Source organism: Sutcliffiella sp. FSL R7-0096, assembly GCF_038595065.1.
Taxonomy (GTDB): Bacteria; Bacillota; Bacilli; order Bacillales; family Bacillaceae_I; genus Sutcliffiella_A.
Genome location: NZ_CP152003.1, coordinates 1,742,143 through 1,766,599, shown reverse-complemented (window position 1 = coordinate 1,766,599; position 24,457 = coordinate 1,742,143). Strand labels below are relative to the sequence as shown.

Annotated in this window: 17 protein-coding genes; 1 reads left to right on the top strand and 16 read right to left on the bottom strand. The window is 42.7% G+C overall.

All coding sequences use genetic code 11. From position 1 onward, the window contains the following. Positions 1-117 precede the first annotated feature (117 nt). The 6 genes from MKY77_RS09050 to MKY77_RS09025 all read right to left on the bottom strand — a co-directional run bounded on the left by MKY77_RS09050 (position 118) and on the right by MKY77_RS09025 (position 10,247). Positions 118-2,574 carry a S8 family serine peptidase gene (locus tag MKY77_RS09050; protein ID WP_339145516.1) on the bottom strand — a complete coding sequence of 819 codons (2,457 nt, stop codon included), beginning with the start codon at positions 2,572-2,574 and terminating at the stop codon, positions 118-120. A gap of 27 nt (positions 2,575-2,601) precedes the next feature. After that, positions 2,602-3,993, bottom strand: a complete 1,392-nt coding sequence (locus MKY77_RS09045; protein ID WP_339145515.1) for a S8 family serine peptidase — start codon at positions 3,991-3,993, stop codon at positions 2,602-2,604. Positions 3,994-4,239: 246 nt separating this feature from the next. Continuing rightward, positions 4,240-5,583: a sodium-dependent transporter gene (locus MKY77_RS09040; protein ID WP_339145514.1), complete on the bottom strand. Its 1,344-nt coding sequence runs from the start codon at positions 5,581-5,583 to the stop codon at positions 4,240-4,242. A 103-nt stretch (positions 5,584-5,686) separates the two neighbouring features. Further along, positions 5,687-6,325: a response regulator transcription factor gene (locus tag MKY77_RS09035; protein ID WP_339145513.1), complete on the bottom strand. Its 639-nt coding sequence runs from the start codon at positions 6,323-6,325 to the stop codon at positions 5,687-5,689. Continuing rightward, positions 6,318-8,159 carry a GAF domain-containing sensor histidine kinase gene (locus MKY77_RS09030; RefSeq protein ID WP_339145512.1) on the bottom strand — a complete coding sequence of 614 codons (1,842 nt, stop codon included), beginning with the start codon at positions 8,157-8,159 and terminating at the stop codon, positions 6,318-6,320. The genes MKY77_RS09035 and MKY77_RS09030 overlap by 8 nt, the downstream gene beginning before the upstream one ends. 222 nt (positions 8,160-8,381) lie before the next feature. Further along, positions 8,382-10,247, bottom strand: coding sequence for a PAS domain S-box protein (locus tag MKY77_RS09025; RefSeq protein ID WP_339145511.1), 1,866 nt, complete (start codon positions 10,245-10,247; stop codon positions 8,382-8,384). 278 nt (positions 10,248-10,525) lie between these two features. Here MKY77_RS09025 and MKY77_RS09020 point away from each other — a divergent pair, with 278 nt between their 5' ends. After that, the gene (locus MKY77_RS09020; protein ID WP_339145510.1) at positions 10,526-11,413 is read left to right on the top strand and encodes an NAD(P)-dependent oxidoreductase; all 888 of its coding nucleotides are present in this window, start codon (positions 10,526-10,528) and stop codon (positions 11,411-11,413) included. A gap of 46 nt (positions 11,414-11,459) precedes the next feature. On the opposite strand, the gene hutG is transcribed toward MKY77_RS09020, so the two are convergent. From hutG to MKY77_RS08970, 10 genes are all read right to left on the bottom strand, one after another. Beyond that, positions 11,460-12,425: a formimidoylglutamase gene (gene hutG / locus MKY77_RS09015; RefSeq protein ID WP_339145509.1), complete on the bottom strand. Its 966-nt coding sequence runs from the start codon at positions 12,423-12,425 to the stop codon at positions 11,460-11,462. Then, complete coding sequence (gene hutI, locus MKY77_RS09010) at positions 12,418-13,677, bottom strand: imidazolonepropionase (RefSeq protein WP_339149770.1); 1,260 nt, start codon at positions 13,675-13,677, stop codon at positions 12,418-12,420. Before hutI ends, hutG begins: the two co-directional genes overlap by 8 nt. Positions 13,678-13,680: 3 nt before the next feature. Further along, a complete protein-coding gene (hutU, locus tag MKY77_RS09005) occupies positions 13,681-15,351 on the bottom strand; it encodes a urocanate hydratase (protein WP_339145508.1) in 1,671 nt (556 codons plus the stop codon). 132 nt (positions 15,352-15,483) lie between these two features. Continuing rightward, positions 15,484-16,983 (bottom strand): histidine ammonia-lyase, encoded by a 1,500-nt coding sequence (gene hutH / locus MKY77_RS09000; RefSeq protein WP_339149769.1) that lies wholly within the window; start codon positions 16,981-16,983, stop codon positions 15,484-15,486. Between the two features lie 135 nt (positions 16,984-17,118). Next, on the bottom strand, positions 17,119-17,559 hold the full coding sequence (gene hutP / locus MKY77_RS08995) for a hut operon transcriptional regulator HutP (protein ID WP_339145507.1): 441 nt from the start codon (positions 17,557-17,559) through the stop codon (positions 17,119-17,121). Positions 17,560-17,651: 92 nt separating this feature from the next. Continuing rightward, the gene (locus tag MKY77_RS08990; RefSeq protein WP_339145506.1) at positions 17,652-18,266 is read right to left on the bottom strand and encodes a hypothetical protein; all 615 of its coding nucleotides are present in this window, start codon (positions 18,264-18,266) and stop codon (positions 17,652-17,654) included. A gap of 50 nt (positions 18,267-18,316) precedes the next feature. Beyond that, positions 18,317-19,102: an SDR family oxidoreductase gene (locus tag MKY77_RS08985; RefSeq protein WP_339145505.1), complete on the bottom strand. Its 786-nt coding sequence runs from the start codon at positions 19,100-19,102 to the stop codon at positions 18,317-18,319. 126 nt (positions 19,103-19,228) lie between these two features. Then, positions 19,229-19,531: a metalloregulator ArsR/SmtB family transcription factor gene (locus tag MKY77_RS08980; RefSeq protein WP_339145504.1), complete on the bottom strand. Its 303-nt coding sequence runs from the start codon at positions 19,529-19,531 to the stop codon at positions 19,229-19,231. 94 nt (positions 19,532-19,625) lie between these two features. Then, a complete protein-coding gene (locus MKY77_RS08975) occupies positions 19,626-21,695 on the bottom strand; it encodes a hypothetical protein (RefSeq protein ID WP_339145503.1) in 2,070 nt (689 codons plus the stop codon). Continuing rightward, the gene (locus MKY77_RS08970; protein ID WP_339145502.1) at positions 21,692-23,839 is read right to left on the bottom strand and encodes a sigma factor; all 2,148 of its coding nucleotides are present in this window, start codon (positions 23,837-23,839) and stop codon (positions 21,692-21,694) included. Before MKY77_RS08970 ends, MKY77_RS08975 begins: the two co-directional genes overlap by 4 nt. Positions 23,840-24,457: the final 618 nt, after the last annotated feature.

Sequence of the window (24,457 nt, the reverse complement as noted above, 5' to 3'; positions counted from 1 at the left end):
TTGTTTATCCTATAGAATGGATTTGGACTACAAAAAGAGAAGCTGTAACTCCCCAGCTTCTCTCTTAACATTTACTATTTAAAATCAGGTGGTTCTCTACCATTCTAAAAAAGCTTCTCAGTTAAAAAATACACTGTAATACCTTGTAAATGCTACAGCAAAATCCCCCCTGGTGACTTCCTCGTTAGCATGGAAAGTAGCCTCAATCTTTGGTTTCAATTCATATCTCCCTTGTGTGACCGAGAAACTCACATTCAACAAATTCAAATCCAATGCCAATTGAACATATCCTCGTAAGTTCTCGGGAATATCCCCCTGATCCTTTAATACCACTCGTTCGTCCTTATACGTCACTTTTATATCACCTGTATGCGCTAACGCCTCTTTTTCCAATCCAAGACCCTGAACCAAGGAATATGCCAGTTCCGCTTTAGTGACCGTTCCTTTAGGTGAAAACTTTCCATCCTGACCTGCTATCATGACTCCATTATTTTGATGTAGCTGATCTCTGAATGCTGCTCCTTTAGCCGCGACAGCTTCTGCAAAAGCCAATTCAGGACCTGTAACATCTCCAAAGTTTGATTGCTCTGGCAGGCTTTGACGGATTTCCGCACCCATCACCAAAGACTTGGCAAGCTCCAATCTGGTCAGCTTAGCATCCGGTTTAAAAGACCCATTTTTATAGCCATCAAACAACCTTTCATTTACACCTTGCTGAATGGCTGTTTCTGCCGGATGACCACTTATATCATTCAGACCGGAAAAACCATCGATTTTTGTAAAGGCAAAAGTACCTTGTACCGTTTCAGGTAGAGCTATTCCAATTGGATTTAGGTCAGCTCCACGAAGTCCGCGGATTTCCGCTTTCCATGTACCTTGCTGTGGAGTGTCCACCATTACAACCCGATCGGAATATAAAGGAAATAACAAGCTGACACCTGAACTATATTCTGTTCCATCCGGAGCTGTCAGAACAAGATTAACAGGATTTCCGGTAGCTTCCATCACACCTTTTCCGTCCACTCGTGCAAGTAGACTAGTCAGGCCTTGTTCTACGGAAAATTCATAGGTACCCCCGGTAAGTGTGTTGTATTCTATTTGGAACTCTTCCCTTTGTGTCGACGTTTCCACATTAGAGTGGAAGGTTTGGTTCATATTCAGAGTCGAACCATAAACCTTTTCCTTGTGAAGTGATTTATCCACGGCAGCAAAGGCGTTCACATATCCTGCCCCGACTTCCCATGCTTCATAGCCCGGCATATTGGTGGCTGTAAGTTGAATGATTTCTTTTACCTCGTCCGGTGATAATCTTGGATCCGCCTCTAGCATCAAGGCCACTATTCCGGCTACATGAGGGGTTGCCATCGACGTGCCGCTCATGGATGTATAGTAAGGGATATGTTGAGGTTCAATCAGTTCCACATCTTTTCCTGCTGCCAGTGCGGAAAGCGGGGCAAGTACACGTGTAGAAATGATATCCACCCCTGGTGCTGTAATGGTCGGCCTATCTTCCCATGTCCATTCCTTCCCATCCATGCTGAATGTCCCTCCAGCGCCTTTTGTTCCACGTGAGGAGAAATCAGCCAATGTACCATCCTTCACTCCAGCCGAGACTGAAATAACCCAAGGGGCTTTCGCATAAGGATTATGTGTGTTTTCCGCCGGTCCTTCATTACCAGCAGCAAACAATACAACAATACCACGCTCATACGCTTTTTTACTCGCTACATTAATTGGATGGTTTGGATCAAAGTCCCCACTGGATCCCCAAGAATTTGTGATCACCCGGATGCCATATTCGCGCTGATGGCTGATGGCATAGTCAAAGCCCCCTATTCCGTCAAGAATAAATAATGCGCCACCAGATCCGTATCCTATCAGGTCTGCTCCTGGTGCAACTCCCTCATATTTACCCCCTGACATTGCCCCAGTACCTCCAACAGTCCCTGCAACATGTGTACCATGCCCAGAGTTTGTATCTGTGTTCGGTACGTTCTCCGTATATGTGATTGGCAGGATTCCAGTCACGCCTTGAAGGTTGGTGGTACCAAGTACGTTTTGGACCAGATTACGCCCAAACTCATGATCTTTATGCGTGCCATCTACACCACTATCATTCACTACCACGCCTACTCCATCACCGGAAATAGGCATTCCGCCATTCCCCTTCGTCATTTCCTTATCGGTTCTGACTTTGTTCACTCCAGTAATGTCCGTTGATTCCGCGTTATAGTAAGTCACTTCCTCATTTAGATAGATGGACCTTACTTCCGGCGATTGAGCTAACTTTTCAATCTGTGCCTTCGTTGCCAGGGCCCCAGCAATCGGTAATTCTTTCATGGTTATTGCTGTATTAATTCCAAGCTCTTCTAACAACCCGATTTGAGTGGCAGTTGGTTTCTGTTCTCCATAAAAGGTAATAATAATTTGAGCGGTACTTGTAGCATCCTCCAAAACGGACCATACTTTTTCATGTACTACAGAGGACACGGTTCCTCCCCCTTGGGCATTTACACTATAAAATGGAGTCAGCATCAACAATAACGTACATACAACAGCAAACCATCTTTTCATTACTTCCCCTCTTTTCCAATGAATAGTTTATTGAATTGCTTTTGAGACAGCTTTGTAGGCATCAACATATCCAGCACCCGTTTCCCATTTTGCATATCCTTCCATTGGCGTGGCCGTACTTTCAAGAATCTCCTTTATTTCCAAAACATCCAATGTTGGATTCACTTCCAACAACAACGCGATGATTCCTGCGACATGCGGGGCAGCCATCGAAGTCCCACTGAATGTGGTGTAATACGGCAGATGTGCAGGTGAGATATATTCCAAATCTTTTTGTGCGCTTAGCGCGGATAACGGAGTGAATACCCTAGTAGAGACAATGTCTACACCCGGTGCAGTGATGGTTGGACGATCCACCCAAAAATATTCCTCCCCATCCACTAACACAGATCCCCCATTCCCCTCCAAGCCTCTTGATGAAAAGCCTGCTAACTCCCCTTCTATGGAGCCCGCTGCCACTGTTATGACCCAAGGCGCCTTTTTATAATTTCCGGAAATGGTCGCTTCTCCAGGTCCCGAATTTCCTGCAGAAAAAACAGTAACAATGCCACGGTCGTACAGCTTTTTTGTTGCTATATTGATTGGGTCATAGGGATCAAAGTCCTTACCAGCATCACTGGTTGTTCCCCATGAGTTTGTGATGATGCGGATGTTGTACTCCTGCTGATGAGTCAATGCATAATCAAATCCACCAAGTGTATCAAGCATCGCAACAACTGCTCCGGAACCGTAACCTATTAAATTCGCTCCGGGTGCCACCCCTTCGTATTTACCCCCTGACATCGCTCCCGTACCACCTACAGTACCTGCGACATGCGTTCCATGTCCGGAGCTTGAATCGGTATTAGGAACATTTTCGACATATGTTATCGGGAGAATGCCGGTAACTCCCTGCAGATTGGTGCTGCCAAGGACATTTTGAACAAGATTATTGCCGAACTTTATATCATTGTGTGTTCCATCTACTCCACTATCATTGATGACAATTCCAATTCCATCACCACTAACAGGCATCCCGTCATTCCATTTACGGAATGCTTCATCTTCACGAACCCGGTCCACACCAGTATAGGCAGTGGCACCATCATTTTCATATTGAAGTTTCTGGTTGTAATAAACGGAGATCACATTATCCCACTCCAGAATTTGATCTACTTGCTCCTTTGTCGCCAGAGCCCCTACAATAGGTAAACTTTGATATCCGATGGCCCCCTGTATTCCTATCTCTTCCAGAAGCTCTTTATGATGCGACATAACTCCACCATCGCCATCAAAAGAAATGATTACTTCAACCGGCCCATCATTTGTTTTAAAAATTTTCTCCAGTGACTCATCCAGAATGCCTATTTCACTTTGGACATTATTGGCGTTCACCTGTTGGAGACCTTGCATCCAAACGGATTGTACTAAAAGACTCAATAATAGAACCCCTGTAGATAAAAAAGAAACCCTTCTTTTCATCCTATAACCCCTTTTCGAATTTTTAAAATAGTAAGATTAATTAGTTGTATTTTCTCATACCCTACCAATCCCAGCTATTAGGCATACGTTGTAAAAAAACAGAGTATCTGTACTATCTTGTTTACTACTTTGGTAGTACCATCAATATTTTCCGCACAAAAAAAAACGCCAAGCAAAAATGCCCGACGTTTTTTCGTGATTATATTAAAAAACACCTAATGATTGTAGAAACACAAGGATGATCGCAAATGGTATGACATATCTAATCAATGAATACCACACTTGGAACAAGCCTTTTTTAACTGATGATCCTTGGAAGAATTCATCCTCTAAAATGTTCTTAGGGACTCTGTGTCCGACAAAGTATGAGATCAAAAATGCACCAAGAGGAAGTCCGATGTTACTTACCAGAAAGTCTGCTGCATCAAAAACAAGTAGACCTCCAATTATTATATCAGATAGTAAGCCAAATGATAAAGCAGAAGGAATTCCCAATACGAAAATGATTAAACCGGCAATGACTGCAATTTTTCTTCTCTTTTCCTGATTGTCTTTTACAATAACCGCAACAATAATCTCCAATATGGAAAAAGCGGAAGTCAGGGTTGCGAACAAAAGAAGAATCAGGAACATGGTCAAGAACAGTCCGCCAAGCGGCAGTTGATCGAACACTGCCGGTAGTACAACAAAGACCAAACCTGGCCCTTCATCCGGCCTCAATCCCAATGCGAATACCGCAGGGAAGATGACTAGACCCGATAATAACGAAATGATAATGTTGAGTCCGACAACCGATCCTGCCGAACGTACCAAGTTCTCGCCTTTTTCCAGATAGGAACTGTAAGTGACCATAATAGAAATACCTACACTTAAAGAAAATAAAGCCATTCCTAAGGCCATTAAGAATGTATTTGCCGTAATCAAGGAAGCATCTGGTTGTAAAAAGAAGCGAACACCTTCCATTGCACCTTCCAAAGTGAGGGATCTAACCAGCAATACAATAAAAATAATGAATAATAATGGCATTAAAATTTTGCTGGCCTTTTCAATTCCACTTTGGACCCCAGCTTGGACGACCCAAATAGTAATCCCCAGGAAAATGAATTGTGCAATCAAGACCTGGATGGGATTGGCTATTGTCTGTTCGAATAGCGCTCCGTATTGCTCCAATGAGAATTGAGATAAACCACCCGAGATACTCTTTCCTAGATAGGTGACAATCCATCCACCTACCACACTATAAAAGGACAAGAGGATAAACGATGCCGCCACTCCCAGAACACCGATAAAATACCATTTCTTTTTCGGAGCCAACACCTTATATGCTGTTATGGCATCCTTTTGTGTAGACCTTCCAATAATAAACTCTGCCAAAATCATTGGCGCTCCAATCAGGAGTGTAAAGAGGATAAATAATAGAAAGAATATCCCTCCGCCATTGGTACCAGCCATATAAGGAAACTTCCATATGGCCCCGAGCCCGATTGCGGACCCAGCTGCTGCCAAGATAAAACCAATTTTTGATGTCCATTGTTCATGCTGTTTCATGTTCTAAACTCCTATTTCACAGATTAGTCTACTATGATACTATCCTTTATAAAAAATGTATAGGGAATTTTCTGTAAAATCCCAGAAGGTATTGCCAAATACACTAAGGAAGTGGAACCATCTTATGCTGTACCGCATAAATGACAACTTGAGAACGGCTTTTCACTTCTAACTTTTTAAATATTTTACTTACATGAATTTTCACTGTCTTATCACTGATGAATAGGCGTTGAGCAATTTCTTTATTGGACAACCCTTCCACAAGGCACAAGAGCACTTCCTTTTCTCTTTCTGTGAGGGTAGTGTCTTCCGCTTGCTGAATTCCCTGTTGATGGTAGTTGATTAGCTTTTTGGTCATCGCCGGGTGAATAATCGATTCCCCCTTGAATACAGTACGAATCGCATCAATCACCTGATCGGAAGGTGAATCTTTCAGAAGGTAGCCATCAGCCCCCTCTTTTATAGCAGACATGAAATATTCGTCATGCTTATACATTGTAAGGATTAGCACTTTTACCTGCGGATATTCCCTTTTTACTATTTTTGTAAGTTCAATACCATCCTGCTCAGGCATATTGATATCCATGACAATTACATGAGGACGTTCTTTTTTCAGCAAGGCAACCATTTCTTTCCCACCTGTTGCCTCTCCAATTACTTTCATATCGCGTTCCAAAGAAATGATGGTTTTCAGGCCGTCCCGTAAGATAGCATGATCATCCACTAGCATGACATTAATCATCTTTATTCGTCCCTTCCAATCCGAGTTTTGGTACTGTAAGTATTATCTCTGTCCCCTCATTTGGCTTACTTTCAATCTGTAATGCCGCTCCGATTTTTTCAGCTGCTTCATTCATTTGGAGTATTCCATAATGAGGTTCATTCATCGCTTTGATCATCGCGTGATACAACGAAAAGCCAACACCATTATCCGTCATTTTCAATAAAATATGATCCCGCTTATAGCTCATTAAAACATGCAAATCAGTCGCCTTCGAATGCTTGATGCTGTTCTGCACACTTTCTTGGAAAACATCGAACATTACTTTTTCCGTCATGGGGCTGATTGGTCCTTTTTCCCCTCTGATTTCTAAATCGATATTCAGCCCTAAGGTTTTATCTTTTTTCAGTTCGGCTATCTTCTTTTCAAGAGCAGTATGAAAACCTAGTTGCTCGGTCGGGTAGGGTTTCAAAGCATAGATGGAATCCCGTACATCCTTAAGACTTTCCCTCAACCTATTATTGCTAGCGGCTATCAGTTGTTTGGCTTCCACAGGATTGGAGTCCATCTTTTTTAAGGACGTATCCAGCTTCATGACAGCCCCGGCAAGTGACTGTGCGATCCCATCATGGATATCATGTGCAATTCGATTACGTTCTTCGAGGATTACCCTCCGTTCCTGTTCTTTTACAAGTTGCTTTGTTTTGAAAAAGCCTGCCAACTGATTAGAAATGGTTGCCACCGCCCTTATGTCCTCCAATGTGAAACTTTTTGTACGGGCTTTGGTCACGACAAAACATCCAATCACTTCATTTTCAAATAGCAAAGGTGCATATAGCGCAGATCGAGATTGCGGACGGAAGTAAGATGTCAGCGGTCCTTTATTCAAATCGCGTTTATCGAACACCATCATATTTCCCATAGCTTCCATACGGAAGAATACTTCATTTTCAATGGAATCGGATTTCAGCTTCCCCTTCAAGACAGTCAATTCCCACTTCGCATGATCGTTTCGCAAAAAAAGGAGACAATCTTCATATATCATGATATCACTCATCAGCTTTTTAATAAGTTCCTTCCAGCTTTGGGACGGGAGTGATTTATTCAATTCTGAAGAAAAATCAAACAATGCTTTAATACGGTTCTTTTCCACCTTCAACCTTGCAATGATGGAACTGAGCAATGACAGTCCTACTAAAGGGGAAAAAAAGAAAAAATATGAAAAACTGTCTACTTCCCCTCGGTTTTGACTTCCCAAATAGTGAATGAGACATCCGTAAATAAAGGCGATCGCATAGCTGATTGCCTCCCCATTGGTTTTCCCTAGCCAGAACCGGAAAGGGTATTTCTCGGGGCGTAACCATAAGACGATGTCGACGATGAAATTATTGATTAAATAAAAAAAGGTAATGATAACAAAAAAGCCGAAAATCTCTATCGCTAATGGGGAGAATTCCGACACTGCTAGTTTTTCCATCGTCAATCTGTGAATGAGATGTGCAAGATAAAAGCTGATAACCAATTGTGCTGGATTAAAAAACAGTATCCGTAAAGGTCTACGGTGAATCAAATTGATTACTAATACCGTCAACCCATAAACGATTACGACGAAATCAATACCAAAAACGACATACATTATATAAATAATCGGGAAGGTCAGTGTGGTCTGTCCTCTTGGCATAGGCATTGGGTAATACTCACAGATTAAAAGGAATATTACCAAAAGCAACAAAGTTAGAGACCAACTAAATGCTTCAAATATAACTAGATGATAGGCAAACATCATAAGTCCTACCAAAGAAATAAAGCCCATATATAATTGGGAGATGTGATAATTCCTCCATTGCAATTCCATTGACATCAACCATCCTGATAAAATTTAAAGTTGGAAAAGAAAGCTTTTCCTGACTTACAGAGACAAAGCAAGAAAAACTCCAGCTGGCATAATGTATAACACTTCCCAACTGGAGTTCCTCGTACTCGTTATGGAGTACAACTCCATCATAGGCAAAACTTTGCTTTCTTACTATTGGATAAAAGAAATAAATGCCTAATACTAAAGTATTATTCTCGTAACTTATGCTTTCTGAAATCGCACTTCTATTATGGTCCCCTTATTCACTTCACTTGTAACATGAATCTTACCATCGTGATTTTTAATAATATTGAATGTAATCATCAAACCCAGTCCCGTGCCCGTCGATTTGGTGGTAAAAAACGGTTCACCCAATCTGGCTATGATGTCTTCCGGAATTCCAGTGCCCTCATCTCTTAGCCTGATGACTACTTCCTCTTCCTCTTCTTTTGTATCAATGAAAATGGTTCCGCCGTTCGGCATCGCCTCGATACCGTTTTTGATCAGATTGATAAAAACTTGTTTCATCTGATTTTCATCACATTTAAACATTGGATAATCTGCATTCAACTTTAAATCAAACCATACATTATTCATGATTGCCTGTGTTTCGAGCAACGTTGCGACATCTTTTAGTAGGGTGTGAACAGATACCTCGTGAATGTACACTTGATGTGGCTTTGCGAGCAATAGAAGTTCACTTAAGATTAGCTCTATTCTGCTGAGCTCCGATTCAATGATATGGAAGTACTCCTTTTTCTCCTCCATCTCCCTCTCAAGCAGTTTAAAAAATCCTTTGATGGCGGTTAACGGATTTCGGATTTCATGGGCAATACCAGCAGCCAATTGCCCCGCAACCGATAGTTTCTCCGATTGCAACATCAATGCTTCCGCCTGTTTCCTCTCTGTTATATCCCGGATGATGACCTGAAGTGCATCTTTTCCAAGGTAAGTAGTAGGTATACCGACAAACTCCGTAAAAATTCCGTTGCCTTTCAATGTCGTCCACTCTTGTACAAATGTCGGAAGCTTTGTTCCATTGTGCTGCAGGTGTACCTCCTTCCATATTCTTTGAAAATCTTCCTTTGAGATATTTTCATAGATACTCTGACCAAAAATCTCTCCATAGTTGTCCACTTCAAACATCTTTAAGCCGGATTCATTGATAAACGTCCATTTTTCATCACAAATCACTGCAATCGTGTCGATGGAGTTTTGTACCAATTTCCGAAAACGCTCTCTACTATTTTGAAGGATTTTATGAAAATTCTTTCTATGTGAAATATCAACGAGCATGACAAAAGATGCAGGCTCCCCCTTAAACGTAGTGTGGTTTGAGGTGATTTCAACATCAATCGCCCTTCCATCAAATCGCTTCCACCTTTGTTCCATCTGGCCAACCCGAAAGCCTTGTTGAACAGATTTAATCCGTTTTTCCACGATTTCATGATAATTTTCTTCTATGTATTCATACACGGAGGTATCCAATATTTGTTCCTTCTTATAAGCTCCAAGCATTGATGTGCCAGCTTCATTGACATACTTGATTATTCCATCCACAAAGATAAAGACCCCGTTTGGCAGGTGTTCAATTAAGTCGTAGGCAGAATAATCTTCATCATCTATATCTGTTTCTATTTCTGTCTGCTGTTGTTCAAGCTTTCTTCGGGAAGTCGGCATCGCGATAGAGCTTCCTATCTCTTGTTTTGTAAGATTCTCATGGTCTGATGTACGTGAGAGCTGCAAAACTATTTCCTTTTCCTCTCCCATCGGTGAGTTCACTTCTGATAGGACCGCCTCCATCCATAAGAGTGAACCATCTTTCTTTTTCATCCGGAAATAGCAGTGGGTCTGATGGGAAGGTTGATAGATCAAGCTTTCTATTAAATATAGGTCTTCCGAATTGATCCATTTCTCTAGTCCAGTATCTATCAACTCTTTCCTTGTATAGCCTAATAAAGCTTCACAAGTGGAGGATACATATTGAACGTTTCCGTTTTCCGATACCACAATGATCATTTGTACTTTTGTAATAGATTCAACAGATTGCTTCTTCTCTTTTTTCAATAAAGAGTCGGGGGTACTCAATATACTTTCCTCCCTTCCTAATCTATCGTCGATTCATTTCATTTATCCGCTCCAACTTCACTTCCAATATTCCCTATTATACTACAAATTTCTTTATTTTTCTAAATATTATAACTAATCAACATAACTCTTACCACAACTAAACAAATATTTCTCTCCTGCATCTTTTCAAGCAATCTACCCGACTGCCAGCGAACGATGTATAATGGGAGAATGAAAAAATGAAAAAAAAGATAAAAAAAGAAAAAAAGGGGTCAGACCCCAGGAGGTATTTGCATATGAATAACGAATTACATAAAGTTGCATTTATTGGTACGGGTGTGATGGGAAGTAGTATGGCGGGACATTTGCTTGAGCGTGGGTATGAGGTGAGTGTGTTTACTCGTTCGAGGGAGAAGGCTCTTGGGTTGGTTGAGCGTGGTGCGGTTTGGAAGGCTAGTGCGGGGGAGGCTGCAGCTGGTGCCGATGTGGTGATTACGATGGTCGGTTATCCAAAGGATGTGGAGGAAGTTTATTTGGGAGAGAACGGCATCTTGGCTCATGCACGAGATGGCGCCTACCTGATTGACATGACCACATCCACTCCTACATTAGCCAAGCAAATTTATCTGAAAGCTAAGGACCGAGGGCTTCATAGTCTGGATGCCCCCGTTTCCGGGGGAGATATCGGCGCACGGGAAGGCCGCCTTACCATAATGGTCGGAGGAGACGAGATGGCTTTTAATGCCTGTTTGCCGATCTTCCAAACTTTCGGGGCGAACATTATCCACCAAGGAGAGGCAGGAGCAGGCCAGCATACGAAAATGTGCAACCAGATTGCCATTGCCACTAATATGATTGGCGTTTGTGAGGCATTGGCTTATGCTGATAGTGCAGGACTTGATCCCGAGAATGTACTTAAAAGTATTTCTAGCGGGGCTGCAGGAAGCTGGTCCTTATCAAACCTTGCCCCTCGTATTATAGCCGGAAACTATGAACCTGGCTTTTTCGTCAAACATTTCATTAAAGACATGGAAATTGCACTGGATGAAGCGGACCGAATGGGACTTGATGTTCCCGGGCTTTCTCTTGCACGGGAAATGTATGTAAAACTTTCCTCCCAGGGCGAGGCGGAGAGCGGCACACAGGCGCTTTACAAACTTTTCAAAAATACAACGATACACTAAATAGATATGGGGACTGCTAGCATCCAGCAGTCCCCATTCTATATTTCTATCTTTTCGAAGCTCTCCCCCGTAAAAATTCCAACAGGCAATGAACGGCCACTCTGCTGGTCATGTCACGAAAATCAATGGTAGGATCGATTTCCACAATGTCAAGTCCACACACCGTTTCTTCCGTTCCCAATAAATAGATTGCTTCGAGAAGCTGATCACTTGTCATCCCACCTGGACCGATGGCAGGACAGCCTGGCGCATACGCCTGATCGAGCACATCGATATCAATGGATAGGTAGATATGCTCCACTTTTCCCTTTAGGTGCTCCACTGATTCCCTTATTACATCAGGAATCCCTTTCCTTTTCACATCACCCATCGTGAAAACCTTAATCCCATTTTCTTTCGCATAGTGATGATAATAGGAGCTGTTGGAATAATTCCTGATTCCAATCTGTACCAGATGGTCGCCTTCCAACACCTCCGCTTCGAGCAGTCTTCGGAATGGAGTACCGTTTGTCGGCCCACCATCTTCCGTGTTTCTAAGATCGTGATGGGCATCAAATTGAATGACTCCGATTTTCCCTGTTTTCACTTCACTCATTCCAGATATGGTTGAAAAAGTGATGGAATGATCGCCACCAATGAATAATGGGATACAATCTTTATTTTTCCCTAGTAGGGAGGACACCGCCTCTTCAATTCTTCGATAGGATTCCTTTATGTCTGTAGCATGCATATGGATGTCTCCTGCATCGGTCAGCATCGATGATTCCCGAAGGTCCACCTCCCCCTCCACTGCATAGGTGGAATAGGACTGAAGCAGTTTTCTCACCACGACTGGTGTAAAACTTGCACCCGAATGACTGATGGAAGGCTTGGAGAGAGGGACTCCTATAAGGGTCGTCCCTGTGACCTCCTCCTCTCCGTCCCATGCTTGTAGTAGTTCTGCCGCTTTCGGATAATGACGATCGACGAATGGCGGAGCTCCTGCCGCCTGTAAAAAAGCCGGTCTACTCAAGGATCGCTCCCCCTTTAGCAACTTCCTTTCCGTTTAAAAACACGCTATGCACATGGTTCACACCATAATGGTAAGGGACATACTGATAGTTTGGTGCATTCCAGATCACAATATCGGCACGACGGCCAACTTGAAGGCGCCCGGCAATATCATCCTTATGGATTGCTTTTGCAGCATTGACCGTTACGGCATTCCATATTTCCTCACATGTCATCTTTAATTTCAGCATCGCAAGGTTCATGATGAATTGGATATTCTCTGTCGGCGAGCTTCCAGGATTAAAATCGGTCGCAAGGGCAACCGCTCCTCCCGCATTGATCATTCCCCGTGCTTTGGCAAACGAATCTTTATTAAGATAGAAAGTCGTTCCAGGTAATAGTACCGCCACCGTATCCGAAGAACCGAACATCTCCACCGCTTCGTCCGACGCTGCAATCAAATGATCTGCTGAAGCCGCCTCCAATTCGATCGCAAGTTCTGTTCCGCCTAAAGAAACAATTTCATCGGCATGGATCTTGACGGAGAAACCAGCCTCTTTCGCTTTTGTTAAGTACTGCTTTGATTGTTCGATCGTGAAAACACCCTCTTCGCAAAAGATGTCCACAAACTCTGCTAGCTGCTCTTCTTTTATGATAGAAAATAAATTTGCCATTTCATCAAGAAAGCTTTCCGGGTCATCTTTAAATGTTTTAGGAATTGCATGTGCTCCTAGAAACGTTGAAGCGATCGTCATAGGATGTTTCCGCTGAAGCTCTTTTACTACTTTTAGTTGCTTCAGTTCTGTTTCTCTGTCTAGGCCATAACCGCTTTTCGCTTCAACTGTCGTGATCCCATAGCTAAGTAGACGTTTTAGGTGGAAATCTGCCTTTTCCACCAATTCTTCAAAACTTGCCTCCTGAGTCGCTTTGACCGTTGAATGGATTCCCCCGCCTTGTTTTAAAATCTCTAAGTAAGGTACGCCCTGTTGTTTAAGCGCAATCTCATGCTCCCTCGATCCTCCGAACACCAAATGGGTATGTGGATCCACAAGACCTGGAGTTACAAGCTTCCCTTGACAATCTATGACACTATCACTTTGCCATTCTCTAGCTTCTTCGGTTGTCCCGATAAACTGGATCATGCCATCTTTCCAGCCGATAGCTCCGTTTTCAATGTGGGGGAGAACATTCATCTGTTCACCTTTGACAAAATCTACTTCATGATCCATTGTTAGGAGTTGCCCACAGTTGATTAGTAGTGTATCTAGTTGCATCAATTACTCACTCTCCTTCAGTAAAGGGATGTGCACGCCTTTTTCTTTTGCCACTTTTTTAGCGAGGCCATAGCCTGCGTCAGCATGCCTTATCACACCCATCCCAGGGTCGGATGTCAGTACACGTTCAAGTCTTTTTCCTGCAGCTTCCGTACCATCGGCCACAATCACCATTCCTGCGTGGAGGGAATACCCCATTCCGACTCCCCCACCATGGTGAACGGAAACCCAGCTTGCACCATTGACACCATTGATGAGAGCATTCAATATCGGCCAATCTGCCACTGCGTCACTGCCGTCAAGCATCGCTTCTGTTTCCCGGTTCGGGGATGCCACAGATCCACAATCCAGATGGTCTCGGCCAATGACGATCGGGGCGGAAAGTTCACCGTTTGCAACCATCTCATTAATTATTTTTCCGAATCGAGCACGTTCCCCATATCCAAGCCAGCAGATTCTAGACGGAAGACCTTGAAATGCCACTTTTTCACGAGCCATCTTGATCCAATTGCATAAATGCTCATTGTAGGAGAATTCTTTTAAAATGACCTCATCTGTTTTATAGATATCTTCCGGATCTCCGGATAGCGCTACCCAACGGAACGGCCCTTTTCCTTCACAGAACTGTGGACGTATAAATGCCGGCACGAATCCCGGGAAGTCAAACGCGTTCTTTACACCTTCATCGAACGCGACCTGGCGAATATTATTTCCATAGTCAAACGTGATGGCACCCTTTTGTTGCAGATCAAGCATCGATTTCACATGCTCAGCCATACTTTCTTTTGCAAGTTGCACATATTGGGCCGGTTCTGCCTTTCTTAACCTTGCTGCTTCCTCGAGTGTCATACCAATAGGAATATATCCGTTTAACGGATCATGGGCAGAGGTTTGGTCTGTTAGTAGTTCTGGTGTGAAGCCTCTTTCTACTAACTGCGGTAGGATTTCCGCTGCATTTCCAAGAAGTCCGATAGATAAAGGTTTTCCTAGTTTCTTATATTCCTCGGCTTTCTGAATTGCTTCATCCACTGTTTTGACTTTCACATCGCAATATCTTGTTTCTATGCGGCGGTCGATTCGATGCTCATCCACTTCGATGGCGATACACACCCCACCATTCATCGTGACGGCAAGCGGCTGTGCCCCACCCATGCCCCCAAGTCCGGCTGTTACAGTAATAGTGCCTTTTAACGTATTATTAAAAGATTGCTTGGCAGCTTCCGCAAACGTTTCATAGGTCCCTTGCAAAATTCCTTGTGTACCGATATAAATCCAAGAACCCGCTGTCATTTGGCCATACATCATAAGCCCCTTTTGATCGAGCTCATGGAAATGGTCCCAATTTGCCCATTTTGGCACAAGGTTTGAATTGGCCAAGAGTACTCGCGGTGCATCCGCATGGCTGCGGAAGACAGCTACTGGCTTCCCTGATTGGACTAAAAGTGTTTCGTCCTCCTCCAAGTTTTTAAGGGATTCCACAATGGCATCAAAGCTCTCCCAGTTACGCGCCGCTTTCCCGATCCCTCCATACACCACAAGTTCTTCCGGGATCTCCGCCACTTCTGGATCAAGATTGTTCATCAACATACGCAGTGCAGCCTCCTGCACCCATCCCTTCGTATTTAACTCGGTACCTCTTGGCGCACGAATAACCTTCACCGTTTCCTTTTTCATACCTCATTCATCCCCTTTGATCGATTTATAGTAATAAGATTTAAAACTTGAAACAACTACAAATTCTACATTGTTACAGAAGTGTTGCAGTGATATTAAATTTCTGAGGGGGGTCAGACCCCCCTAGGAATTTCACGCTCTACACAGTACGCTTCCCTCATCCTTCATCCACGCCGCCAGTGCTTCGATGTCTTTGGAGAAGATGCGGTCTTCGGTGATGCTTGGGACGATGGCACGCCCTTCTTGGTACCATTTTTGCATGAGTGGGGCGGAGAGGAAGACACCTCTAAATTCCAGGGCTTGCATGGCACACATCCACTCGATGGCAAGGACTCTCCTCACATTGGCGACTATCTGATAGGCATGCCTCGCCCCGATGGTCCCCATGCTGACATGATCCTCTTGGTTAGCAGAAGAAGGTATCGAGTCCACACTTGCGGGATGAGCCAACGTCTTATTCTCCGACACAAGCGAGGCAGCGCAATATTGCATAATCATTGCTCCTGATTGAAGCCCTGGTTTCGGACTCAGGAAAGGTGGCAGGTCATTCAATTGCGGATTTACCAACCTTTCAATCCTGCGCTCCGAAATATTAGCAAGCTCTGCCATACCAAGCTTTAGAAAATCCATGGCAAACGCAATCGGCTGACCGTGGAAATTTCCCCCTGAAATTACCTTCCCACCGTCATCAAAGATTAGTGGATTATCCGTTGCCGCATTGATTTCGATCTCCAGCTTTTCCTTTACATAACCAAGCACCTGCCAGGATGCGCCATGCACCTGGGGAATGCACCGCAAGGAGTAAGCATCCTGTACACGCTTCTCCCCTTGCCTTGTCACAAGCTTGCTTCCGTCCAGAAGCGTTCGGAAACGTTCTGCCACATCCATTTGCTCCTGATAACCCCGGACCCGGTGGACATCATGGTCCAACGCTTCCACAATTCCTTCGAGTCCTTCAAAGGTCATCGCCGCAATGGATTCCGCCTGATACGCCATTTTCTCAGCCTCCAAATAAGCAACCACTCCAACCGCCGTCATCGCCTGTGTCCCGTTGATCAATGCCAGCCCTTCTTTGGCTTTCAACTCAATCGGTGAGATTCCCTTTTCAGCTAGTACTCCGGCAGTGTCCCGTCGTTCACCTTTATAAAAGACCTCCCCTTCCCCAAGCAAAGTCAGCACTAAATGGGACAGTGGTGCAAGGTCTCCACTTGCGCCAAGTGACCCTTGCTGCGGAACTACCGGGTGAATTCCCTCATTCACATATTCCAAAAGCCTTTCGATGACAATTGGCCTGACGCCTGAGAAGCCTTTTAGAAGTGCATTTGCCCTCAGTACCAACATCGCACGCCCGATTACCTCTGCAAACGGCTCCCCTACCCCGCAAGCATGAGAGTGAATCAGATTCCGTTGCAGCGCTGCTGTTTCTTCAAACGGAATCAACACATCACTGAACTTGCCGAATCCCGTTGTAATTCCGTAAACGACCTTGCCCTCCAGCACAATATTCTCTACCGCTGCTCGACTTGCGACCACTTTTACCATCGCGTCCTTGCAAGCTTCCACCCGATCTCCTTCAAAAAGAATCCTGTTCAATTTTTCAAGCGTCAACGATTCCCCGTTCAACGTAATCATCGCAACTCTCCCTTTCTCCCGCTGTTTCTCCAACTTCATATCCCCCTTTTTACACACAAAAGGAGGCCATACTTCAACCATGTAACATGTGTCAAAGTACAGCCCCCTATTAATCAGCAACTATGGGCGTGCTATTTATATGTGATTGATTCCCAGGCCGATCGTTTCATGCTCCGATCCCCTGACAGGAGCCCCGATGGTCCCATAAAGTGCAACTGCAATCCAGTCGCCTTCCTCTACATCTTCATATGGATTTCCCCTCACCACCGCAAAGCGTAATCCTACCGTCCGCATGACAGAGCCTAGCTGGACCTGGCCACGCGTTACACCGCTAAGAGCGTCCATGATGGCATGATATAGTGCATGTGTTTCCCGGTATCCATCTGCTTTGATGATACCTTCCCTTTTGGCGGCTGTTTCTATCGCTGCCACCACTTTTTGTGAATCCATGGAACCCACTTTCCCCATGCAACTTTTCCAATGTGGCGGAGTTTCAACAGGTAGTTCCTCCTGGTCCCCGTTCATCGCAAGAAGTATCGCATATTTTCCAATTCGTCGATCTATTGCTAGTACCATATGCATTTTCCTCAATACTGAAAATTTTCTAATAACTAATGTCTACATCTAGTGTAAATTTGTTGGAGCATTCCTGTCAAGGGGATTCTTCACTACTTCCCCTCAAACTCCTTGTAGATCATGAAATACTGGATGCCTTTTGTTGATTGAAGGGCCAGTTCTTTCTTTTCGTACGCAACTGTATCATTTTTTTGATTCAAGGCCACTTCCGTTTCAATGGCATATTTCATCCAATTTTTTTTCAATTGGACTTTTAAATCCTCGACTTTTTTGTAGTCCTTTTCGCCAGCAGCAATTCCTGCAAGAACATAGGTCTTGATGTCAGCCTGATCAATCCCCGCCACTTTCTCTTTCGCTTGGGTATAATTGCCGACTCTAAGGTAATATTGCGCCCAGAAGACCGCTGTCTTCTTGCCTTTCCATTTCCGTTCAAGCTCCTCCAGCTCTTTTTTAGCAGCAAGAAGATTCCCATTTGCAAGCTCCAAGATGAATCCATAATACGGTTCATGGCGCTTTTTCTCCAGGTACTTCTCTATTTTTTCTACGTCTTTGGATAAAAACATATAACGCACATCCCGATAGGATAAAGCAATGAACGCTAAAATCAGGAGGACGACAAAGACCCAGAAGTCAAATTGTACATTCAACACTCCCAGGATGATACCTATAGCAAAGCCCCCAACTATTAATAAAAGCAAATTCTTCATAATGCCTAGCTTCCCTTCTATCTATCTAACAGATTGCCAGCGAATTTAGATCAGATGGATTTGACCATGCCTCCATCGACAAGGAATGAGCTTCCCGTCATATAACTGTTGGCATCCGACACTAAAAATGTCACCACTTTCGCAAACTCCTCCGGTTCGCCATAACGTCCAAGCGGAATTCCCGCCTTTACCTTTTCTTCCATTTCTGTCTTGGTGATGCCTTGCTTTTCCGCATTCACTTCATCCAGGAAAGCAACACGATCTGTTGCAATCCTTCCAGGTGCCACAGTATTGATCAAAATATTATCCTTTGCAAGCTCGCTTGCAAGTGTCTTTGTCAGCCCCACTATTCCAGTCCGGAACGTATTGGATAATAAAAGACCCGGAATGGGTTCCTTTATGGAGGAGGAGGCGATATTGATAATCTTTCCACCGTTTTTTTTCAGATGTGGCAATGCCTCGCGGATGGTTCTGATATAGCTTAATAGATTCAATTCAAATGCTTGCTGCCACTGATCGTCAGTAATCTGTTCAAATGAACCAGCAGGTGGTCCACCAGCGTTATTCACCAGAATATCCAGCTGTCCATATGTATCGAGAGCATGTTGAACGGCCTGCTTGATCTGGCTCGGATCTGTTATGTCTGTTGGAATATAGGAAACATGGCCGCAATCAAGATCCTTGAGTTCACTTTCCACTTCCAGTAGTTTTTTTTCATTCCTGCTTGCAAGAACAACATTAACTCCCTCTTGTACAAAAGATGCAGCAATAGCTTTTCCAAGTCCTTGACTTGAGGCTAGAACAAGTGCTGTTTTTCCTCTTAATTTTAAATCCATTTAAAGACACGCCCTTTCCATCTTGATACCTTTATTATAACGCTTACTAATTAACTTGTAACGGAAGAAGGATGGTTTCTAGAAGAATTAAAAAACAGCCATATGCAATGGCTGTTTCTTCCTAAACTATAAACATTCCTTTTCCACAATCCCAATTAAGTTCTTCAGCATGGCAACAGAGGTGTCAAGACTCAAGGAATAGATGCGTTGTGTCCCTTTTTGTTCTATCTTCACCAATTTATTGTCGCGAAGTATCTTCAAATGATGGGAAATAGCAGGGCGTGAAAGCCGTGATGCATCTGCAATCTCTGTAACAGTCAATGCTTCTTTTTCTGCCAGCAGGAGAATGATATCCTGTCTTGCTTCATCCGCAAGCACTTGGAATAGTGGGATGCAGTCCCGGAAGGTTTGAATCGCTTCTTCATTCATGTGCCAGTACTCCTTCATCGTCCATTTCTACTATTTTTCTATTATAGCAGGATATCATTTGAATGGGGACAGATAAACTTCTATGGCTAAATCTCTAATTTAGAGGAATCCTAAATTCTTTTTCCCTAAAAAAATAATCATTGGAGATTTGAGTAGCCTGTATCTTTAAATGTGTGACATTAGAAGTGACATTTACGTTAATCAATTCTATCTCACGGCCTTCTTCTTGGTTATACCAATCATATCCGCTACCATTGTGAATATCCAATCGTTGCCCATTTCCATCTGCAAACTCCCAATAAAAGGTGCGCACTTTGTGGTTTTGTGTTTTATCACCTATGAGAAGGACCTTCGTGGGCAGTCCTTCTTTCCTGGTCACCGACAGCTTATTCATCGTATAACCACCTAGGTCGATGTCTAAAGGTTCTTCTGTCGTTTTTTCTATCGGCACTGTCATGGAATAGACTCCGGGTTCAAGATAATGAGCTGTCCTTATTTCAGCCGAATACTTACCACCTTCTGTTTCTTTTCCTTTCACATCCATAAAGTTCTCATCTGCGTACAGCTTGGAAAAATCGATTTGAAACGGCGCTTTTTGCATGTTGTTATTCATGGAAGGATATTCAATCGGAACCAAGTATTCTTCCTCATTATTTACCAGTAAGATTGCTGCAAATACATCATGATGACCCATGAGAAATTGTCGGTCATTTTTCGGATCCGTCTTTTTAAAGTTGGTTTCAATACGCTCGATTTCTTCTTCTTTCAATCTGACATCATATATCAACCTGCTACCATACTTCCCTTTTTCCAGACGTAAAATCTCCACTTCTATTTTTTCATCAATGACTGTTACCTCATTCAACTCCACCACTTCTACATCTTGCACAACTTTTTCATAATGGATTGGTACGACTATTTTCCAGTCTCCACCCCAGCCTTTTATACGTTGGAAATGGAAATGCAAGTTGAATTTATCTGGTAGGCTTTCTTCATTTATAGCCTTTACGTATATAGAACGATCATTTGAACTCTCCGGGATTTTACTACTTGACAACATCTCACCGATCAAGACAGGCTTGCCGGATTCCATCGGATACGTATTTCCCTCCTCATCCATGGCATGAACGGAAAAAAGATCATTCTCACCTAGATAATCTATATCTTTCACGTCACTGAAAACTTCGTAATGGACCAACATGTGCAATGGGTCAACATCCACAGAGGTTATTTCTACGTTGATATCTTTGCTGGTTGCCGTATAAGTACCATCTGCCCAAACATTATAAAAGCTGCCATGATTTAAATAATTGGAAACCATCTTGGTCCATGGAGCAATGGTAGGAATGACCACAAATCCAGCCATGAGCAGAGCCACCATACCACCGACAACTCCGAGTTGATATTTCCAAGAACGTCGATTTGATGCTGGTTTGGCATATGGAGATAATTGCTTCACGACTTGTTCGTTAAACCCGCTATCAAGCTTTGGAACTTGCAAGACGTGCTCTAACACTTTTTCTTCCCGCTCCAAAATTTCGACGACTGCCCTGCATGCCGGGCAGAATTCCAAGTGGTCCTCCACTATTTCCCTTTGCTGATACCATTCACCGTTATAATAGTGAATCAGCATCTCTTCTTCCAGGCAATCTGGCTTCCGTTTGTAATCTGGGGTCTCCAGAACCCCCAAACGCACTGTCTTTTTCGCAGAAAGTAAGGATTCCTCATAATCTTCTATGCCCATTTCCAAAATATCTGCAGCCTGTCTGTCATCCAACTCTAAAAATAAATAGTTGATAAGCAGTGGCAATATAGTATTCAGAGGCAAAGAAAGAAGCGATTCCTTCACCTTCTCGTGACGTGGATGATGATTAAACAGTTCCTCCTCCCTGAAGGCATGTTCATCAGCTTTAACTGAATTTCCTTTTAATTGCTTTAAGATCTCCCGATAAAACCATACATAAAAAAACTCGGTATCCTGATAGGTTTCTAACTTCCCATAAATATCAATAAAGCATTCTTTCGTCACTTTCTCCGCTTCTACAAAATCGCCTAGCAACCAAAAGGCAAAGCAATAGACCCTGTTTTTATATTTATCGATGATCGGTTCAAAAGCCAGTGTGTTCCCTTCAAGAATAGAACTTATATATTTCTCGTCCATCATTCAGTTCCGCCTTCTGCTTTTTCCTCTTCTTTAAATAATGGGAACTTCTCTCCCTCGAAGCTCTTTAACTGCGTAAATATGTTATCCGCTTTAATGACCAATTTTTCAGGAAAGGCAGCTTGTTCATACCTTGTGGTAATGTCCACATGAAGCAGCTTCTTTGTTCCTTTCTTCTCCCGTTCATCGTAATGGTACCACCCCTCGGATTGGACATATTCCCCTTCCCCATCCATGAGGGTCCACCCTATCTCTCCGCTAAGATTGTCACTTTTCCCATTGATAATTAGTTCATACTTGCTGACATCACCCAACCGGTCTTTTGTTGCCACAATAGTGTAATCTAACAGCTCATACCCGTTGATTTCGCCTTCCAACGGTGTTCTTTCTGTTTCTTCAAGTGGAATTTCCAAGGAAAAGAATGCAGGTTCTTGGTAATAAACCCCCATTATTTGTGCATAAAGCTCCTGCATGGGATCTTCAAGCTTTCCAGACACTTCATAATATTGGTTATCCATATAATAATGGGAAAAGTGCATTTCGATCGGTTCATTTGAATCATACATATACATGTCATGAAAATATATCGGAACTAAATAGTTTCCTTCTTTTGTTATTCCATTCAACCCGATCTGATGCCATAATTCAAATTCCTGCAATCTGTATTCTTGATCATACTTTTTAAGCTCTGCAAGTAATTTATCCCGTTCTTCATCCGTACGTCTAATGTTATACCTAAACCTGCTTCCGTGTTTACTGTAGGTAACATCCATAAACTCCAAAATCATTTTATCTTCAATGTTCATTTCTTCATTCAAGGCAACAGTCACGGAAGTATCCACTACCTTGTCATACCTGATTGGGATATCCAATTTCCAACTTCCATACTTAGATTGCAGATTAGTTATGTTTATTTTTATGTCAAACTCATCTGGCAGTTTTTCCTTATCCTTCATATATACTAAAAAGAAAGGCCGGTACTCCCCTTCTTTCTCTAACACCTTTCGACCGTTACGAAGGTACTCCGGTGCAGTCACTTGTACCGGGTGCTCCTTACCTGTTTCATCCACTATTCTTATGGGTTTATAGGAATAAAAATCAATATCTTCATGGGTTAGAGTACTTGATTCTTTTTCTCCTTCTTTTTTGACATCATAATAGATGTACATATATAAGGAGTCCATCTCCACTTCCGTTACTTCAAAAGAAATATCTTTATCTGTTGCCACATAGGTCCCTTCCACCCAAACATTATATATAGTTCCATGCTTGATGTAGGTCGTGACCATCCCCGCCACTGGCTTCAGGTTGGGTATGATAAATATACTGAATAGAAAGATCGCACCAAGGATGCCCAGGACACTCAGCTGATATTTCCAAGTTCGATGCTTTGGTTTTTTAGGGGTATAAGGGACAAGCTCATCGAGTACTTTCCTGTTAAAAGATTCTTCTAACTTAGGGAACTCCAGGACGAAATCCAGGGAGGCTTCTTCTTTTTTCAGTCCTTCTAACACTTCCCGGCAATCTGGACAAAATTCCAGATGGTCTTTTATTTCCTCCTCCACCTTCCCCTCGACTTCATCGTCATAGAAAGCAATCAATTCTTCGAGACTATGGCATTCCCTTTTTTCTTGATAGCTTTCTAATAATGTGTAGTCACGGATATGTATCAATGAGCTCTTATATCTGCCTTCGATTTCTTCTTTGCTCGCTTCCATTAGATTTGAAAGATTCGCTGTGGAAAAATGGAGTATTCGATTGAGCAGAAATTCCAACTTGGCTTGATGTGAAAGAGTGTGAAACGCTTCTTCCAATTTAATATAATGGGGATTATGCAATGGTAGTTGAACAGGAGTGGTGCTGTTTGATTTCCCTATTTTTTTGAAAAGTGGTAAAAAGTGTTCATATAGCCACTCTGTGAACAAAGAAGATTCTTCATATGTATCTAACTTTTTATATGCCTCCAAAAACCCCTCTTTTACCAGACCTTCTGCATCTTCCTTATTGCCAGTGACCCAGAGGGCTATGGCATATATATGATCTTTATAGTGTTCTATGATTTGGTCATATTTTTCCTTTTTACCAGCTACTATCTCTTTGATAATAAGACTCTCTTCATTCAAATTCTTTTCACCCTTTTTATACATCTTTTCTCTCTTTGCCCTTAGTATACCATTTTATAGAAGTTGAATTTATAATTGTTTATATTTTTCGAATAGGATGATTAATCCAGAAAAGACCTTTGTAAACAAAAAAAAGAAGCCACCCATTTTCAGTAGCTCCTTCTAGAAACGTCTTGCAAAGTCACTTTTCAAGAATACTTCCATTCTCTTTTCATCAATCGATGCACCAGACTTTTTTTGTAATGCGTCCTTTTTACTTCCTAATAAAAGTGTCAACATTTTTTTCATCCTCCATCATTCCTTTGTTTTGTTCTCACTATCAGTATAGATTTTTACGTTGTTTTGGATAACAACCTGTAGAATGGTTTTCTTTCATTCTTTTACCTACAGTCATTTCCAGCTTTATACCGAAAGATACTAAGACTTGAGGAGGAGATGAAAAAGCCCACGAAAAAAAGAGATGCATCCGATTCATCTCTTTTTTTCCTGGCATTAAGTTTAGGAAGTAGCCATTTTAACAGGTAAGGTTTGAGGTTGCATCTATTCATTATGAAAAAGGGGAGTATTTCATGACATGTTAGACTCGGCAACATCTTTGTTACGACCAAGATATGTGTATCAACCTTACAACATTGATTTTAG

Bases quoted from the DNA above. Each gene is read 5' to 3' on its own strand.
- MKY77_RS09030 (WP_339145512.1), bottom strand. From the start codon at position 8,159: ATGGAATTGCAATGGAGGAATTATCACATCTCCCAATTATATATGGGC.
- MKY77_RS08980 (WP_339145504.1), bottom strand. From the start codon at position 19,531: ATGAATGAAGAAGCGATTCAAACCTTCCGGGACTGCATCCCACTATTC.
- hutH (WP_339149769.1), bottom strand. From the start codon at position 16,983: ATGATTACGTTGAACGGGGAATCGTTGACGCTTGAAAAATTGAACAGG.
- MKY77_RS09035 (WP_339145513.1), bottom strand. From the start codon at position 6,325: ATGATTAATGTCATGCTAGTGGATGATCATGCTATCTTACGGGACGGC.
- hutP (WP_339145507.1), bottom strand. From the start codon at position 17,559: ATGGTACTAGCAATAGATCGACGAATTGGAAAATATGCGATACTTCTT.
- MKY77_RS09040 (WP_339145514.1), bottom strand. From the start codon at position 5,583: ATGAAACAGCATGAACAATGGACATCAAAAATTGGTTTTATCTTGGCA.
- hutI (WP_339149770.1), bottom strand. From the start codon at position 13,677: ATGCAACTAGATACACTACTAATCAACTGTGGGCAACTCCTAACAATG.
- MKY77_RS08990 (WP_339145506.1), bottom strand. From the start codon at position 18,266: ATGAAGAATTTGCTTTTATTAATAGTTGGGGGCTTTGCTATAGGTATC.
- MKY77_RS08985 (WP_339145505.1), bottom strand. From the start codon at position 19,102: ATGGATTTAAAATTAAGAGGAAAAACAGCACTTGTTCTAGCCTCAAGT.
- MKY77_RS08975 (WP_339145503.1), bottom strand. From the start codon at position 21,695: ATGATGGACGAGAAATATATAAGTTCTATTCTTGAAGGGAACACACTG.
- MKY77_RS08970 (WP_339145502.1), bottom strand. From the start codon at position 23,839: ATGTATAAAAAGGGTGAAAAGAATTTGAATGAAGAGAGTCTTATTATC.
- hutU (WP_339145508.1), bottom strand. From the start codon at position 15,351: ATGAAAAAGGAAACGGTGAAGGTTATTCGTGCGCCAAGAGGTACCGAG.
- MKY77_RS09020 (WP_339145510.1), top strand. From the start codon at position 10,526: ATGAATAACGAATTACATAAAGTTGCATTTATTGGTACGGGTGTGATG.
- MKY77_RS09050 (WP_339145516.1), bottom strand. From the start codon at position 2,574: ATGAAAAGATGGTTTGCTGTTGTATGTACGTTATTGTTGATGCTGACT.